The sequence below is a fragment of the Cognatundibacterium aquatile genome, assembly GCF_014699135.1.
Classification (GTDB): Bacteria; Pseudomonadota; Gammaproteobacteria; order Burkholderiales; family Burkholderiaceae_D; genus Undibacterium; species Undibacterium aquatile.
This window is the reverse complement of the sequence record NZ_JACOFT010000003.1, coordinates 95,850-112,066: the sequence shown is the minus strand read 5'-3', so window position 1 is coordinate 112,066 and position 16,217 is coordinate 95,850. Positions and strand designations below refer to the sequence as shown.

Here is a 16,217-nt window from a genome sequence, read left to right as displayed (position 1 = left end):
ATTGTGCCTGAATAAGGTCAGGCAACCAAGTAGCACAAAATTACGCTGGACGATTGCCAGTTGGGAATGGCCACGCAGCATTCGGGCTAACGACCGTTTTTGCATCAGGAGTCGCTGGCTTCGCTGGAGCAGCCTTTTTTGCCGCTACTTTTTTTGCAGTTGGTTTAGCGGCAGGTTTAGCCGCTGCTTTTGCTGCTGGCTTCGCTGCTACTTTTTTCGCTGCTGGCTTCGCTGCCACTTTAGCGACGACTTTCTTCGCTACTGGTTTGGCCGCTGCTTTTGCTGCTGGCTTCGCTGCTACTTTTTTCGCTGCTGGCTTCGCTGCCACTTTAGCGACGGCTTTCTTCGCTGCTGGTTTGGCCGCTGCTTTTGCTGCTGGTTTCGCTGCTACTTTTTTCGCTGCTGGCTTCGCTGCCACTTTAGCGACGGCTTTCTTCGCTACTGGTTTGGCCGCCGCTTTTGCTGCTGGTTTCGCTGCTACTTTTTTCGCTGCTGGTTTCGCTGCTACTTTAGCGACGGCTTTCTTCGCTACTGGTTTGGCCGCTGCTTTTGCTGCTGGCTTTGCAGCTGCTTTTACTGCCGGTTTCGCTGCTACTTTTTTCGCTGCTGGCTTCGCTGCCACTTTAGCGACGGCTTTCTTCGCTACTGGTTTGGCCGCCGCTTTTGCTGCTGGTTTCGCTGCTACTTTTTTCGCTGCTGGTTTCGCTGCTACTTTAGCGACGGCTTTCTTCGCTACTGGTTTGGCCGCTGCTTTTGCTGCTGGCTTTGCAGCTGCTTTTACTGCCGGTTTCGCTGCTACTTTTTTTGCGACAGCTTTTTTAGCAGTCGTCTTTTTCGCAGAGGCGGAATCGCCCGCTGCCGTTTTTGGTGCTGTTGCCATTTTGTTTCTCCTTCGATAGAGATGGAAAAAATCGGATAAAAATTAAATCCGCTCTATCCTTTCAAGCGGATTATTCATGGGCACAAACATAAACGATGTTTGCGCTAATGAATTCGGCACCGGCTGAACTGCTGCATGCCCTCGATGATGCAGCACTTCAGCCATCAAACTTTCGCTCTGCGATCGTCGTCTGAAGCGATCGATCTGCAACGCCCGCACTACCTGCGTACGTCAATATTAGTTACAGAACTCAAGGCACAAAGCCAAAAACCGCAATACCCGATTTCGCCAGGTATTGCGGCACTAACAGTACAAGTAATTTAATCTTTGACTGTCCATTCAGTTTGGTGAGGCCTCTCGAGTTTTACATCTCGTGCAAACCTTGAGTATCCCTTTTCAGGAGGCCGGGGCGCTTATTCAGCAGCTACTCCCAATTGAGGGCTCCGCCTGTTTGATACTCAATCACGCGCGTTTCAAAAAAGTTGCGCTCTTTTTTCAGGTCTATCATTTCACTCATCCACGGGAAAGGATTTTCTTCCTGAGGGAACAAAACATCAAGACCAATTTGTTGTGCTCTGCGATTTGCGATGAAGCGTAAATATCCTTTGAACATCGGCGCATTTAATCCAAGCACTCCACGCGGCATTGTATCCTCTGCGTAGCGATATTCCAACTCCACCGCGCGCAAAAACAACGATTTAATTTCACCTCTGAATTCCGCTGTCCACAAATGCGGATTTTCCATCTTAATCGTATTGATCAAATCGATACCGAAATTGCAGTGCATCGATTCGTCGCGCAAAATGTATTGATACTGTTCAGCTGCACCCATCATTTTATTTTGACGACCCAGCGCCAGAATCTGCGTAAATCCAACATAGAAAAACAGCCCTTCCATCAGACACGCAAAGACAATCAGCGAACGCAGCAATGTCTGATCCGCTTCAGTCGTACCTGTTTTAAATTCAGGGTTCGTCAACACATCGATGAATGGAATCAGAAACTGATCTTTGTCACGGATGGATTCGATTTCGTTATAAGCGTTAAAAATTTCGCCTTCATCCAAACCCAGTGATTCAACGATATATTGATACGCGTGAGTATGAATCGCTTCTTCAAATGCCTGACGCAGCAAATACTGACGGCATTCCGGCGCAGTAATGTGACGGTAGGTACCCAACACAATATTGTTTGCCGCCAGAGAATCTGCAGTCACGAAGAAACCGAGATTACGTGTCACCAAACGACGCTCATCATCAGTCAGTCCATTTGGATTTTTCCACAATTCAATATCGCGTTGCATATTGATTTCCTGCGGCATCCAGTGATTCGCACAACCAGCCAGATATTTATCCCATGCCCACTTGTATTTGAATGGCACCAACTGGTTAACGTCTGTCTGTCCATTGATAATACGTTTGTCGGCAGCATTCACACGACGCGCGATATCTTCTGCACTCGCCGCTGATTCGGTGTTTTTTACCAACGCTGGGTTTAGCGCAACTTCCTGTAATTGCAGACCAGCTTGTACATCGCTGCCTGCTGGCCGCACAGTTGATGGCGCTACAGGTGCTGCTGGTGTGGCTTCATCGTCCCAAGATAACATTTTTATTCCTTACAAGATGACACTTTATCTTTGCGCATAAGCAAAAATGTGCCGGACATTGCGAACGACGGATAGCTCACACCGTTCGCTGAAAATTCAATTGATTAGTTCTGTATTTCTGTCAGTTACTGCCTGAAAGCCGACAGCATTACTGACAAGCTTCGCACTCTTCAAAACCTGGGTCACCTGGACGAAGGTAGCAAGCTGCACCTTCCGCCTCAGGAGCAACTGCTGGAGCTGCCGCAACCGGTGCTGCGCTGAATGCACCCGCACCGCCATCTACCGCAACCGCATTCAACGCACCAGTTTTCGATGTCGATTTTTCGGTATGCGTCGCGCCAATCGTACGCAAGTAATACGTCGTTTTCAGACCACGTAACCAGGCCAGTTTGTAGGTCTCGTCCAGTTTTTTACCGGATGCGCCTGCCATATAGATATTCAGGGATTGCGCCTGATCTATCCATTTCTGACGACGTGAAGCCGCTTCGACCAGCCACGACGGGCTGATCTCAAACGCAGTCGCATACAGTTCGCGCAAATCTTGTGGAATACGATCAATGCGAGCCAAGCTGCCATCAAAATATTTCAGGTCAGCGATCATCACCTCATCCCACAAGCCACGCAATTTCAGATCGCGCACCAGGTGTTCGTTAATTTCAGTAAACTCGCCGGACAAGTTCGATTTCACATACAAATTCTGATAGGTCGGCTCGATACAGGCTGAGACGCCGATGATGTTAGAAATCGTTGCTGTCGGCGCAATCGCAACGCAGTTTGAATTGCGCATACCAAATTGTTTGATGCGATCACGCACCACAGTCCAGTCCATGGTTTCGCTAAAATCTGCTTCCAGATAACCACCACGCTCTTCCGCCAACAACTTCAACGAGTCTTGCGGCAGAATACCTCTATCCCACAACGAACCTTGATAAGAGCTGTAAGTGCCACGTTCTTCCGCCAGCTCAGTCGATGCCAGATAAGCGTAGTAACACACGGCTTCCATCGAGGTGTCAGCAAACTGCACCGCTTCATTCGATGCATAAGGCACGCGCATCATGTGCAGGCAATCCTGGAAGCCCATGATACCCATGCCGACCGGACGGTGACGCAGATTGGAATCGCGTGCTTTTTGTACGGCATAGTAGTTAATATCAATCACGTTATCCAGCATACGCATCGCGGTACGGATCGTTTTTTGCAGTTTGACGTGATCGAGCTTGCCATTCTTCATGTGCGCTGGCAGGTTAACCGAGCCCAGATTACATACGGCGATTTCGCTTTCGTTAGTGTTGAGCGTGATCTCGGTACACAGATTCGACGAGTGCACCACGCCTACATGCTGCTGCGGGCTGCGGATATTGCAAGGATCTTTGAACGTGATCCATGGATGTCCTGTTTCAAACAACATGGACAGCATTTTGCGCCAGAGGTCGAGTGCCGGGATTTTCTTGGACAATTCGATTTCCCCGGAAGCCGCTTTGGCTTCGTAAGCGAGGTAAGCACTTTCAAATGCCTTACCGAATTTATCATGCAGATCCGGCACATCCGATGGAGAGAACAGGGTCCACTCTCCTTTTTCCATCACGCGCTTCATGAACAGATCAGGAATCCAGTTGGCGGTATTCATGTCATGCGTACGGCGGCGGTCATCGCCAGTGTTCTTACGCAGATCAAGGAATTCCTCGATATCCATATGCCAGGTTTCAAGGTACGCGCAGACTGCACCTTTACGTTTACCACCCTGATTGACCGCAACCGCAGTATCGTTGACCACTTTCAGGAACGGCACCACACCCTGGGATTTACCATTCGTGCCTTTGATGTGCGCGCCCAGTGAGCGTACCGGTGTCCAGTCATTACCCAGACCACCGGCATATTTCGCCAGCAAAGCGTTTTCTTTGAGCGCGTCATAAATACCGGCCAGATCATCAGAGACCGTAGTCAGGTAGCAGGACGACAATTGCGAACGTTGTGTGCCGGAGTTAAATAGTGTCGGCGTCGAGCTCATGAAATCAAAGCTGGACAACAGGTGATAGAACTCGATGGCGCGCGCATTTCGATCTTTTTCTTCCAACGCCAGACCCATCGCCACGCGCATATAAAATGCCTGCGGCATTTCAATACGGGTGCCGCGGACATGCAGGAAATAACGGTCATACAAAGTCTGCAAACCGATATAGCTGAATTGCAGATCGCGGTCAGCGACCAGTGCTTTTGCCAGACGGTCCAGATCAAATTCCGCCAATTTTGTATCCAGTAATTCGGCAGCAATACCTTTCTGGATAAATTGCGGGAAATAGGTAATGTATTCAGCTGCAGCATCCTGCTGAGCCACCTCTTTGCCAAAGACTTCTTTACGCACTGTGTGCAACAGCAAGCGGGAAGTCACCTGGCTATAGGCTGGTTCTTTTTCCATCAAAGCGCGCGCAGCCAGAATCGCTGATTTATGCAATTCCTCGACAGGCACGCCGTCGTACAAGTTCTTCAATGTTTCAGTCAGGATCGCTTCTGCATCCGCCAGTTTGTCGAGACCAACGCAGGCAGCAGTAATAAGGGCACGAACTTTTTCAATGTCGAGGATGACTTTTTCACCGTCAATAACCACATGGATTTGCGGCAGTTTTGCCTGTGAGGCTTGTTGCGCTTCGCGTTGCAAGCGGCGTTCCTCCTGATGTTTTGCACGATACAAAACATAAGAACGGGCAACATCATGCTCACCGGAACGCATCAGCGCCAGTTCAACCTGATCCTGAATATCTTCAATATGAAACGTGCCGCCGGTTGGCTGTCTGCGCAGCAATGCCGCAACAACCATCGAAGTCAGTTGCTCAACGAGTTCACGAATACGGGCAGAGGCTGCGCCTTGACCACCGTTGACAGCAAGGAAAGCCTTCGTCATCGCGATCGCAATTTTTTGCGGCTCAAAACCAACTACGGCACCATTCCGGCGAATAACCCGGTGCTCGCTGTATCCGCTGCCAGCACTCGCCTGAACGGCGTTGCCGCTTGCGGAGCTTAGATCGGAATGAGATGGCGTTGATGTTTCCATTGAAGAGTGCATTGAACCTCCAGAGTCGGTGATATCTTGAGTCGCTCATGACCTCAGACGATCATGAAACGCTCGGGTTAACTGAATGTTGCGCCTTATTACAAACTAGCTTTACACGGAAAACGGCCGTGTTATTTCTTCATTTTTAAATCAATTGCTGCGAAAAAGGGGAATGTGAAGCAAGAAAGGTAAAACAAGAAAAACTACTATATATAGTGCACAAATAATTTATAGCCCTAATTCTAGTACCCGATGCTAAGGTGTGCAACCGCTTTATTTGCTAATTTTTCAGTAATTTTTTTGTGCAGGCGATTGACTTTCGCAGATGATCAGAAATCTGCAGCAAGCTGAGTAAGTGAGTGCTAACAGAAAATAGTCACACCGCTTACAGGATCTTTATCTATCGGTTTTCAGCATCATTATCAACAAGACTGCAACGAGGCGAAGCAGATCTTAGGGCGCAAGCAAAGTGACACTGGCAACATGCTGGCAATACTTTCGTCGGCGTGAAAGCGGACGCACAAGCGCCAATTGAATTCCCGGAAAAACTAATCCTGAATTTTTAATTTCTGTATCTGGTAACGCAACTGCCTGAAGCTGACGCCGAGCAGCTCCGCCGCCTGGGTCCGGTTATGCCGGGTCTGCTCCAAAGCCCGCATAATCATTTCGCGTTCGATATTCTCCAGATACTCAGGCAAGGAACAAGGAAGCGCCGGGGGAGAAAAAACGTCTTCATCTTTCGTTGATATAGCCTCAGTAACGATCTGCTCAGGCTGCACAACATCATCAACATGCTGTTCCGTTGGTAGTTTTTTATGATTGCGTAAGGCCAGATCGGCCACTTGTATACAACCATCGTTGGCAAACGCGAGTGCCCGCTCGAGTATGTTTTCCAGTTCACGGACATTGCCGGGGAAATCATAAGCACGTAAAGCTTGCAATGCTGCTGGCGACAAGGTGACATCACCGCCAGCGAGCTTACGTAATATCGCAGCAGATAAATCGGCAATGTCGTCAAGACGCTCACGCAACGGCGGCAAGTGCAGCTCAATGACATTTAAGCGGTAATACAAGTCCTGCCGGAATCGCCCTTCGTCTACACAAGTACTCAGATTCTGATGGGTTGCACTGATAATCCTGACATCCACGGACTCTTCCAGTGTTGCGCCGACTTTGCGAATACGGCGCTCCTGAATTGCCCGCAACAACTTTACCTGCATCGCGAGCGGCAAATCGGCGACCTCATCCAGCATCAGCGTGCCGCCATTCGCCGCCTGAAAAAATCCTTCACGATCATCTGCGGCCCCGGTAAAAGCACCTTTACGATAACCGAAAAATTCCGCTTCCATTAACGTCTCAGGAATTGCCCCGCAATTAACCGCAATAAACGGCTTGCCAGCGCGCGAACTGGATGTGTGAATTTCACGCGCTGCCAGTTCCTTACCGCTACCAGACTCCCCGGTAATAATGACCGGTGCCATACTACGCGCCAGACGACTGATTTGTGCCCGGACGTCCTGCATACCTGGCGATGAGCCAATCAGAAACGAGGCTGGCGTCATTTCACAGACATCGGAGGCCACTTCGGATTCCGCATTGACCAAATTTATTTCCAGCGCAGAACGCACCAGTTTGCGTAAATGATCAAGAGCCACAGGCTTGGATACATAATCAAACGCCCCGGCCTTCAGGGCAATCACCGCATTATCGGTGCTGCCAAAGGCTGTAATCACCGCGATCGGGGTATTTTTATAATGAAGATTAACCTCTTCAACTAACTCCATTCCCGAACCATCGGGCAAACGCATGTCGGTCAACACCAACGAATAGCAGTTTTTGGCTAGCAGCGTTCTGGCAATATCCAGATTTTCGGCGCTATCAACATCCAGCCCCATTTTAATCAGCGTGATCTCTAACAACTCGCGCAAATGCGCCTCATCATCCACCACCAGGATGCGTGGACAAGTGTTGCCGCTAGTGTTGCTCATGCGTTCAATCCAGAAAAATTAATCACGAAACGCCCCTTAGGCTCACTGTCTTCAGCATCGCTGTGATCGACACGATATTCATAATCTAGCAAGGCTTTGTTATTCAGGCATAATTCCCGCGCCATATACAAGCCCAGACCAGTTCCCATCCGCGATGTCGTATAAAAAGGTTCGAATAAATGCGCACGGACTTCAAAACTGATAGCGGGACCGTCATCCTGAATATGCAACTCCTGCCGGCCGCCAGGATTTACCATGGCATACAAACGAATGCTGCCAGAGCGACCGCTCGCATACCGGATTGCATTCGACAGCAAGTTTGAAACGATTTCAGTCAAATGACCAGGATCGAAGCTGACTTTGAAATCTACTTCATGAGCAACGGCGATCAGATCGGGGGCGACTTGTTTTATCTCGACGAAATCCTGCACGCACTGGCGCACCAGCGGCATCAGGAAATAAGGCTCCACATCATTGCGCGCCTTACGTGAGAGTTTCAGAATATCTTCGATCAACTGATTTAAGCGTCCGACATTATCGTCAACAATTTTTAAGAGGCGTTTGGCCTGCTCTTTATTGTCCTCAATGTGAGCAATATCTTCGTTCAACAAGGACGCCGCATAAGAAATGGACGACAGCGGATTTCTGACTTCGTGCGCAATGCTGGCGGTCAGACGTCCCATCGATGCCAGTTTCAATTGCTGCGCATGATTCTCAATATCCGACACATCCTGCATAAAAATAACGGTGTAATCATTCGCAGATGCCTGCAGACCAGTTTCATTCGCATCCTTGACGATAATCATCCGCAATTTCAGATGCGTGACAAAATGCGGTCGTTCTGATCTGAAACCAAAACTGCTGTGTTCAAAACCTGAGCGCGGTATCGCTGAGCCGGAAACACTCCCGTTACTTTCATCCAGGTAGCAGGGAATAGAAACAAATGAAATCTCATCTTCCAATTCTCTGGGCGTCTTACCCGCATTGCGGATCTGGATATCAGCCAAGGTGTCTACCATAGGACGCAAAGCGATGACATCTGCCAATTTGACGCCAATCATGCCTTTCTTGAGATTTCCCCCGAGCATACGTTCTGCGGCCGGATTCATTTCAAACATGCGCCCGGAATGATCAAGCACCAGTATTCCGTCATCCATATCCGCGATCACCAGACGATTAATTGCCTGCTGCATCACTAATTCATTTCCTCGCAGTGCCGCGAGTTGCTCCTGGCGGATAAGATTGCTCGCGAGACGATTCACCACGTACACCACAGCAAAATAGGATGCGCCGAATAAACCGGCCTGAGAAACCAGACTGCCATCATCTAACTCAAGGGAACGGTACATCCCTTCACTCAACAACAACAAACTGACAAGCGAACAGAAAAAGAAAGCCCACAATAAAGGCGCCAGAATTGAAACGCCTGCCAGAGGAAACAAAAATAAGATATTGAAGCCTCCACGCCCGCCGCCGGAACCGAGATAAAGCAAGGAAATAATAATGATATCGAGCGTAATCTGCGACAGCAGTTGCAAAATGAAATGCCGCGTGTGTACAACTTTGAGTATCGTAAAGCCCAGACTGGAAATTAAGTAGGCGGTACAAATATCAATGGCAAACACATGGGAAAATACCCAGATATCTTTGGTACTGCGTAAATTGAGCAGCAACAAAAGACTGATCGCAATGATTACCCGGGAAATATTCAGGGTTTGCAGAGATCGCCAGAACGAGGGCGTCGGCTCAGGAAAAACAGAAAAAGTCGCTGCCATGGGTTCAGCTTATTTCTGAACTAGTGCAAATCAGCGTGCGCTGAAGAACAATAGGTTTGCTGCTCCCGGATAACGGCTTCAGAAGCTGGTAAATAAATCTGACAATGCGCACAGCAAACCATGGTTTCTACTGGTGCAGCGGCCGTCGCCGGCATATCAAATGACGACGCATCGGATGTCGTTTCAGCATTCCGGCTGCGCATGCTGTCCTGAGACAAAGGTTTAGCTTTTTTACGTATCGCCAGAATGACCAACACTGCCAATACCAGCCACATCAGCAATTTCATACCAGACTCCTGTGCAACACCACTTCCAGCACGAAACGACTACCGACATACGCCAGCAATAAGGTCAGGAAACCGGACAACGTGAAATTCAATACAGTTTTTCCACGCCAGCCGCGCCACCGGCGCCCCACCAGCAAGATGGCAAACAACAGCCAAGACAATAACGACAAGATGGTTTTATGATCCCACTTAAATGCCACACCCAGTACCTGCTCAGAAAATACGATACCAGACAATACGGTCAGGCTGAGTAATACAAATCCGACAGAAATCAGCCTGAACAAGACCTTTTCCATCGTCAGTAAGGCTGGCAACTTATCAATCACCGCGCTCAGCCATGGCTGCAAGGTGCGTGAACGCAATTTATGCAAATGTTTGTCTTGCAGACTCATGATAGCCGCATGAAACGCCGCGATAGTCAATGTGCTGTAGGCCAGCAAAGCGATGCTGACATGCCATGGAAACATCGCTGTTTTCCCTGTCAGTGCAATCACTGCACCCGGAAAAAATACGGGCAGGATAGAAAATCCTGCTGCAGGCGGAAATAACAAAAACTTCAAGCCATCGAGTGAAAAATTACGATTCTCTATCAGATACACAGAGACGGTCACCCATAGCGCCGCCGATAACATAGTCGCAAAACCGATACGTAAAGCATCATCCGCAAACACCGCCAGCCATAATAAGGCAGCATGCAGCAACCACGCAAGGACGCTGACCCCGGCACCAACCATGCGCTGCGGGAACGGAATAAAAACAGCGGCCAGATAGAGAACGAGCACCAGAAAAGATAAATAGATTTGCATCAGCTAAGTTTACACCATGTCACCGTAAAAATTGACGTTCGCTTGCATACTGACTGCATTTCAGACACCGGCTGAAAATTGAAATGTCCGAAAAATCTCGGAACAAGCGATCGCATCAGGATTAATTGCAGAAATTAGAGGTTATTTTGAACTTTTCAGAATTTTTCGCGACTAAACTCGCTGTGTCCAGTATTCATATACTGAGCCAAGGGATAGACTCACTTCGTTTTCTCACTTTTCAATAATAAAACCATGAAAAAGACACTCATTACACTGGCAGTTCTGAGCACAGCCTCTGTCGCCTATGCCGACGAAGGCATGTGGATGCCGCAACAGCTGCCACAAGTAGCTAAAGAGCTGAAAGCCGCCGGCTTAAAACTGGATCCGGCAAGCTTAACCAAACTGACAGAATTCCCTATGGGCGCAATCGTCAGTCTCGGTGGTTGTTCGGCTTCTTTTGTTTCGCCACAAGGTCTGGTTGCAACCAACCATCATTGCGTCTATGGCAGCGTGGCGTACAACTCCAAGCCTGAGCGCAATCTGCTGGCGAATGGTTTCCTGGCAAATACGCTGGCAGAAGAATTACCGGCAGCACCCGGCTCACGTATTTTTGTCACCAAAGAAGTGACCAATGTTTCGGACAAAATTATCAGCAAAGATGTTGCGAAACTGGAAGGCAAAAAGCGCGTTGACGCAATAGAAAAAAACTCCAAAGCGCTGGTTGCCGAATGTGAAAAAGATGCCGGTCACCGTTGCAACGTCTATCCATACTATGGCGGTCTTGAGTTTTACATGATCAAACAGATGGAAATCCGTGACGTCCGTCTGGTACACGCACCTGCCGAAGGTGTCGGCAAATTCGGTGGTGATACTGATAACTGGATGTGGCCACGTCACACCGGCGACTACGGTTTCTACCGCGCATATGTCAGCAAGGATGGCAAAGCCGCTGACTACAGCAAGGATAACGTTCCTTACGTTCCTAAACATTACCTGAAACTGGCAAAAGACGGCTTGTCTGAAGGCGATTTCGTCATGGTACTGGGCTACCCTGGCCGCACTAACCGTCACCGTCTGCCATCTGAAGTTGCGTACACATTTGACTGGAGCTACCCTGCGTTCGTCAAAGCTTCCGGCGAGTCACTCGCGATCATCGCTAAAGAAACCGCCAATGATCCTGACGCCAAGCTGAAATATGCAAGCCAGGTTGCAGGTATCAACAACTACTACAAAAACCGTCAGGGCATGCTCGACAGTTACGCTGGCAGTGATTTTCTTGCCCGCAAAACCAAAGAGCATGAAGAGTTAAAAGCATGGGTCAATAGCAATCCGGCCCGCGCAAAAGAATTTGCCAGCGATATTGCGGATGTAGAAAAACTGATCGCTCAGCGCGATGCACAAGGCAAACGTGAGTTTTTCCTCGACCGTTCGTATCCGCGTCTGCTGAGCACTGCCCGTAGTCTGTATCGCCTGGCAAATGAAACGATGAAACCGGATGCTGAGCGCAAAGCAGGCTTCCAGGTCCGCGACCTGCCACGCTTTAAAGCTGGTGTAGAAGCAGTTGAGCGCAACTATGTAGAGAAGGTCGATAAAGCGCTGGTACTGAACAGTCTGAGCCAATACGCTGCACTGCCAAAAGATCAGCGCAGCGCTAACTTCGATGCGGCAATTGGCATCAAAGACGGCATGAACGAAGCTGACCTGAAAGCCTTGCTGGATAACTTGTATGCCGGTAGTAAACTGGGCGATAAAGCGACGCGTGCAGCCTGGCTGAGCGCTAAACCTGAAGACTTTAAAACCAGCAACGACAGCTTCATCAAAGCAGCGGTAGCAATGTATGAAGGCGGTCTGAAACACGAAGCGGAAGACGAAGAACTGGCAGGTAAAATCCAACAAGCCTATGCCAACTACATGAAAGCAAAAATCGCCTTCATGAAGAGCAAAGGACAAGCGGTTTACCCTGATGCGAACAGCACATTGCGCGTGACATTCGGTAAAGTGGCTGGACGCGATCACGGCACAGCCGATGGTCTGGCATGGTCTGCATTCACGACAGTCAACGGTATTCCGCCGAAAGCGACAGGCCAGGGCGAATTCAATGCGCCTGCTGCTCAGCTGGCCGCAATCAAAGCCAAAGACTTCGGAAAATATGTTGATCCTAAGTTGAAAGCAGTGCCGCTCGCCTATCTGGCAACACTCGATATCACTGGCGGTAATTCCGGCTCTGCTGCGCTGAATGCAAAAGGTGAATTCATCGGTCTGGCCTTTGATGGCACTCTCGATTCCATCATCTCTGACTGGGATTACAACAAAGCTAATACACGTTCGATTCAGGTCGATCTGCGCTACATGTTATGGCAAATGAAACATGTCGATAAAGCAGACAAACTGATCAAGGAAATGGGCGCAGAATAATTCGCCTTACTTCTCACCAAAAGCCACGCGGTCAGCGTGGCTTTTTTTTGTTGCGCATGATTGCCGACGATTACCCACAAAGACTGATTCTTCAAACAGCACAGCCTATCGTTTCCTTGACTTTCTCTGCTTATCTCATACATTGATATAAATTCTGTGCATCAGTAATTCCCCTGGCGGATGCCCGCTGCACGAGTTCACTGATTGGTGAGCAGCCAGACTGACACCGATATCCATCAAAGCACAATAAGGATAAGGACGAGACATTATGAATCTGCTGAATCTGGGAAAAATGCCATTTTCATTTCATGGCGGCTGGGATACGGTGAGTAAGATTCACCCTTCTGTGATCCGTAGTTTTCTGTTGCTGGTGTTGCCATGCTCATTGATCCCGCCGCTGGCATTGCTGTATGCGGGCAGCCATCATGCCGCCTTATACTGGGTTGATGCGCCTTACCTGCGCTGGCTTGATGTGGCTGCCGTTTTTCTGGTCATGGAATTAATGACCGTACCGCTGATGGGCTGGCTGATTCGCAAGCTGGCGAAAGATCATCAGGTGACCATGGACTTTCAGGATAGTTTTCTGCTGGCCAGCATTACTGCGGTGCCGATGTGGTTATCCAGTCTGGGCTTGTTATCCGCCGATCTCTGGCTGGTGATCGCCTGCGTGATTATGGGTCTGCTATTGGCGGCCAGCGTGCTGTATCATGGCCTGTATGCGATTTTGAAATTAGAAGATACCGTTGACGCGCAAGTCATGGGCTACAAAATTTTCTCTTTCGGTGGCATCGTCTGGATCATGCTCTGTAGTTTTGTCGCATTGCCACTGATGTGGTAAAACCTGCCGTCACGCGTGCTAACACGCGTTAGCTCTTCAGCGCCTTCCCCTGATGCCGGACATGCTGCATCTCAGCCTACGTGTCCGGTTTCGCATTACCAGATACTCCCCCCTCTTTTTTCGTAAAAAGCCTTATTTTCGGCATCAATAAAAGGCCTGTTCAGATACTCCCCGGAGTATCTTGATAAGCCGGAAGCCGCCCCGCATCCGGCATTTGCCTTGCCGCGTCTAGTTCCAATGACGAATAGACGCGCACTCCCCCACCCCTTAGCATCCTCAGGGTCATTCGGGAGAGCAATCATGAAACGCAGAACCTTCATCTTCACCAGCCTGGTCCTCAGCAGCGGACTGATATTGCCGGCGTCGGCACAAGTGAATAACATCAGTGATGCGATCAATAAAGCCGGACGACAGCGCATGCTGGCACAGCGGCTGGCGAAAGCCTATTTGCAGTTAGGCATGGATATCGATGCCGAACACGCCAGAAAAATTCTGGATCAGTCCTTATCCGTATTTGATCGCCAGCTGGTGGAATTACGGACCTTCGCGCCAAATCCCGACATCAAATCGCGCCTGAGCGAAGCCGAAAAAATCTGGCTCGATTACAAACAATTATTGGTGGGAAAAGCACCCAACAAGACCGATGGCAAAAGCATCCTCGTATCGAGCGACAAGCTGATGCAACTGGCCGATGACAGCACGCTGCAGCTGGAAAAACTTGCCGGAAACAGCAGCGGTAAATGGGTCAACCTCGCCGGTAGGCAAAGGATGTTGTCGCAGAAAATGGCCAAGCTTTATTTAGGTCGGCAATGGAATATCGCACCAGCCGACGCCAGCACTCTGCTCGACAGCGCACGCAGAGAATTCGTCGCGGCCCAGAACGCGCTGAAGAACGCGCCAGTCAACACCGCAAAAATTAAAGATGAGCTTGAACTGGCGCAGCAACAATGGCTATTTTTCGACCTAGCCCTGCAACAAGCGGATGATGCTAAAACGCGGCATCAGTCTGCCATCAATGTTGCCACCAGCAGTGATCGTATTCTGGAACAGATGGATAAAGTCACCAGCCTGTATCAGCAACTCAGCTAAATACTAAGCGCGCCCGGTTTTGTTATCAGCGCCACTCACTTAATTGAGCTGATATTTTTTGAGTTTGTCGTACAGGGTTTTTTTAGGAATACCGAGACTGTCGGCTGCCAGCGCGACATTCGACTGATGCGTACGCAGCGCCTGTGCGATCAGCGATGCTTCGATAGCCTCGAGTTTTTTCGGCAGACTGTTCGCGTCCGGCAGCGGCTGTTTATCAGTCGCGTTTTCGTTCACATATTCACTCTCGTTCTGACTCTGCATATCAGCGACACCGAGCACCAGCTTGTCTGCAAAATTGCGTAATTCACGCACATTACCTACCCAGTCGCGTTGCTGCCAGAGCTGCATTTCGGCCGCACTCCATTCCGGCAGCGGGCGTTGAAAACGCTGTGCCGCACCTTGTAAAAAATGCGCCAGTAACAGAGGAATATCTTCGCGTCTGTCATTCAGGCGCGGCAGATACACATGCACGATCGCCAGGCGGAAATACAGATCTTCGCGGAATTTATTTTCTGCGCTCAGCGCCAGCAAATCGGTTTTGGTTGCGGCGATAATCCGGCAATCGAGTTCGATCAGATTGTTGCCGCCCAGTCGTTCCAACCGGCGCTCCTGCAACACGCGCAGCAGTTTAACTTGCATCGCCAATGGCATGCTTTCAATTTCATCGAGAAATACCGTACCACCGTTAGCGTATTCAAGCTTGCCGATACGACGTTTTTGCGCACCGGTAAAAGCGCCCGCCTCATGCCCGAAAATTTCGCTTTCAAATACGGATTCAGGCAGTGCGCCGCAATTGATCGCGACAAATGCGCCCGCCCGTCCACTCGCCAGATGCAACTGGCGCGCCACCACTTCTTTACCGGTGCCGGTCGCACCGTGTATCAGCACGTCGGCTGGCGTCGGCCCGATATTGCGGATGAAATGGCGGATTTTTTCGATTGCCGCTGACTGCCCGATCAGCTCAGGCATCGCCGGACGATTCGCCAGAGTTTGTTTCAGTTGCTGATTTTCCAGCACCAGACGGCGTTTCTCCTGCGCGCGCAAACAGGTATTGAGCAAGCGCTCGGCCGAGAATGGCTTTTCTATGAAATCGTACGCACCGGCGCGCATCGCCTCTACCGCCATGCTGACGTCGCCATGTCCGGTAATCACGATCACCGGTAAATCTTTATCCGCAGCGACCAACTCGGCCAGTAAATCCAGCCCGGATTTTCCCGTTAAGCGCACATCCGTCACCACGATCCCGCTAAAGCCTGCGGACAATTGCGCCTGCGCCGCTTCTGCGCTGGCAAAAGCAGCGACGGAAAAGCCGCCCAGTTCCAGCGTCTGCGTGGTTGCCAGACGCACGGCTTGTTCATCTTCAATTAATACAACCGACAAAGCTGACACAATTTATTCCTCTCTATGGCGCTGATTATTCTGGCTGTAAATGCCAGGAAAATCAGATACTCCCCCCTCATTTTAACTTTTTCGGTCTAACCTCA

12 protein-coding genes are annotated in these 16,217 nt (G+C 49.8%); 3 read left to right on the top strand and 9 right to left on the bottom strand.

The window, feature by feature from the left end:
• Nucleotides 1–40: 40 nt before the first annotated feature.
• From H8K26_RS09055 to H8K26_RS09025, 7 genes are all read right to left on the bottom strand, one after another.
• On the bottom strand, nucleotides 41–880 hold the full coding sequence (locus H8K26_RS09055; protein ID WP_190478995.1) for a hypothetical protein: 840 nt from the start codon (nucleotides 878–880) through the stop codon (nucleotides 41–43).
• 424 nt (nucleotides 881–1,304) lie between these two features.
• Nucleotides 1,305–2,486, bottom strand: coding sequence for a ribonucleotide-diphosphate reductase subunit beta (locus tag H8K26_RS09050; RefSeq protein WP_190478993.1), 1,182 nt, complete (start codon nucleotides 2,484–2,486; stop codon nucleotides 1,305–1,307).
• A gap of 148 nt (nucleotides 2,487–2,634) precedes the next feature.
• Entirely contained in the window at nucleotides 2,635–5,547 is a 2,913-nt protein-coding gene (locus tag H8K26_RS09045) for a ribonucleoside-diphosphate reductase subunit alpha (RefSeq protein WP_190478991.1), read from the bottom strand.
• A gap of 536 nt (nucleotides 5,548–6,083) precedes the next feature.
• Nucleotides 6,084–7,523: a sigma-54-dependent transcriptional regulator gene (locus H8K26_RS09040; RefSeq protein ID WP_190478990.1), complete on the bottom strand. Its 1,440-nt coding sequence runs from the start codon at nucleotides 7,521–7,523 to the stop codon at nucleotides 6,084–6,086.
• Nucleotides 7,520–9,298 (bottom strand): sensor histidine kinase, encoded by a 1,779-nt coding sequence (locus H8K26_RS09035; RefSeq protein ID WP_190478987.1) that lies wholly within the window; start codon nucleotides 9,296–9,298, stop codon nucleotides 7,520–7,522. The genes H8K26_RS09040 and H8K26_RS09035 overlap by 4 nt, the downstream gene beginning before the upstream one ends.
• 20 nt (nucleotides 9,299–9,318) lie before the next feature.
• Nucleotides 9,319–9,585 (bottom strand): PP0621 family protein, encoded by a 267-nt coding sequence (locus H8K26_RS09030; RefSeq protein WP_186897058.1) that lies wholly within the window; start codon nucleotides 9,583–9,585, stop codon nucleotides 9,319–9,321.
• On the bottom strand, nucleotides 9,582–10,391 hold the full coding sequence (locus H8K26_RS09025) for a cytochrome C assembly family protein (RefSeq protein WP_190478986.1): 810 nt from the start codon (nucleotides 10,389–10,391) through the stop codon (nucleotides 9,582–9,584). The genes H8K26_RS09030 and H8K26_RS09025 overlap by 4 nt, the downstream gene beginning before the upstream one ends.
• A gap of 252 nt (nucleotides 10,392–10,643) precedes the next feature.
• On the opposite strand from H8K26_RS09025, the gene H8K26_RS09020 reads away from it, so the two are divergent.
• The gene (locus H8K26_RS09020) at nucleotides 10,644–12,806 is read left to right on the top strand and encodes a S46 family peptidase (protein WP_190478984.1); all 2,163 of its coding nucleotides are present in this window, start codon (nucleotides 10,644–10,646) and stop codon (nucleotides 12,804–12,806) included.
• A 135-nt stretch (nucleotides 12,807–12,941) separates the two neighbouring features.
• On the opposite strand, the gene H8K26_RS17890 is transcribed toward H8K26_RS09020, so the two are convergent.
• Entirely contained in the window at nucleotides 12,942–13,073 is a 132-nt protein-coding gene (locus tag H8K26_RS17890; RefSeq protein WP_263398856.1) for a hypothetical protein, read from the bottom strand.
• Between the two features lies 1 nt (nucleotide 13,074).
• Here H8K26_RS17890 and H8K26_RS09015 point away from each other — a divergent pair, with 1 nt between their 5' ends.
• Both H8K26_RS09015 and H8K26_RS09010 read left to right on the top strand, forming a co-directional pair.
• Nucleotides 13,075–13,644 carry a YIP1 family protein gene (locus tag H8K26_RS09015; protein ID WP_186882826.1) on the top strand — a complete coding sequence of 190 codons (570 nt, stop codon included), beginning with the start codon at nucleotides 13,075–13,077 and terminating at the stop codon, nucleotides 13,642–13,644.
• A gap of 300 nt (nucleotides 13,645–13,944) precedes the next feature.
• Nucleotides 13,945–14,733, top strand: a complete 789-nt coding sequence (locus H8K26_RS09010; protein ID WP_190478982.1) for a type IV pili methyl-accepting chemotaxis transducer N-terminal domain-containing protein — start codon at nucleotides 13,945–13,947, stop codon at nucleotides 14,731–14,733.
• A gap of 39 nt (nucleotides 14,734–14,772) precedes the next feature.
• Here H8K26_RS09010 and H8K26_RS09005 read toward each other — a convergent pair whose 3' ends face one another.
• Nucleotides 14,773–16,122: a sigma-54-dependent transcriptional regulator gene (locus tag H8K26_RS09005; protein WP_317889263.1), complete on the bottom strand. Its 1,350-nt coding sequence runs from the start codon at nucleotides 16,120–16,122 to the stop codon at nucleotides 14,773–14,775.
• Nucleotides 16,123–16,217 lie beyond the last annotated feature (95 nt).

Coding starts and splice junctions, on each gene's coding strand:
- H8K26_RS09025 (WP_190478986.1), bottom strand. CDS start 10,391: ATGCAAATCTATTTATCTTTTCTGGTGCTCGTTCTCTATCTGGCCGCT.
- H8K26_RS09010 (WP_190478982.1), top strand. CDS start 13,945: ATGAAACGCAGAACCTTCATCTTCACCAGCCTGGTCCTCAGCAGCGGA.
- H8K26_RS09040 (WP_190478990.1), bottom strand. CDS start 7,523: ATGAGCAACACTAGCGGCAACACTTGTCCACGCATCCTGGTGGTGGAT.
- H8K26_RS09050 (WP_190478993.1), bottom strand. CDS start 2,486: ATGTTATCTTGGGACGATGAAGCCACACCAGCAGCACCTGTAGCGCCA.
- H8K26_RS09020 (WP_190478984.1), top strand. CDS start 10,644: ATGAAAAAGACACTCATTACACTGGCAGTTCTGAGCACAGCCTCTGTC.
- H8K26_RS09045 (WP_190478991.1), bottom strand. CDS start 5,547: ATGCACTCTTCAATGGAAACATCAACGCCATCTCATTCCGATCTAAGC.
- H8K26_RS09030 (WP_186897058.1), bottom strand. CDS start 9,585: ATGAAATTGCTGATGTGGCTGGTATTGGCAGTGTTGGTCATTCTGGCG.
- H8K26_RS09015 (WP_186882826.1), top strand. CDS start 13,075: ATGAATCTGCTGAATCTGGGAAAAATGCCATTTTCATTTCATGGCGGC.
- H8K26_RS09035 (WP_190478987.1), bottom strand. CDS start 9,298: ATGGCAGCGACTTTTTCTGTTTTTCCTGAGCCGACGCCCTCGTTCTGG.
- H8K26_RS17890 (WP_263398856.1), bottom strand. CDS start 13,073: ATGTCTCGTCCTTATCCTTATTGTGCTTTGATGGATATCGGTGTCAGT.
- H8K26_RS09055 (WP_190478995.1), bottom strand. CDS start 880: ATGGCAACAGCACCAAAAACGGCAGCGGGCGATTCCGCCTCTGCGAAA.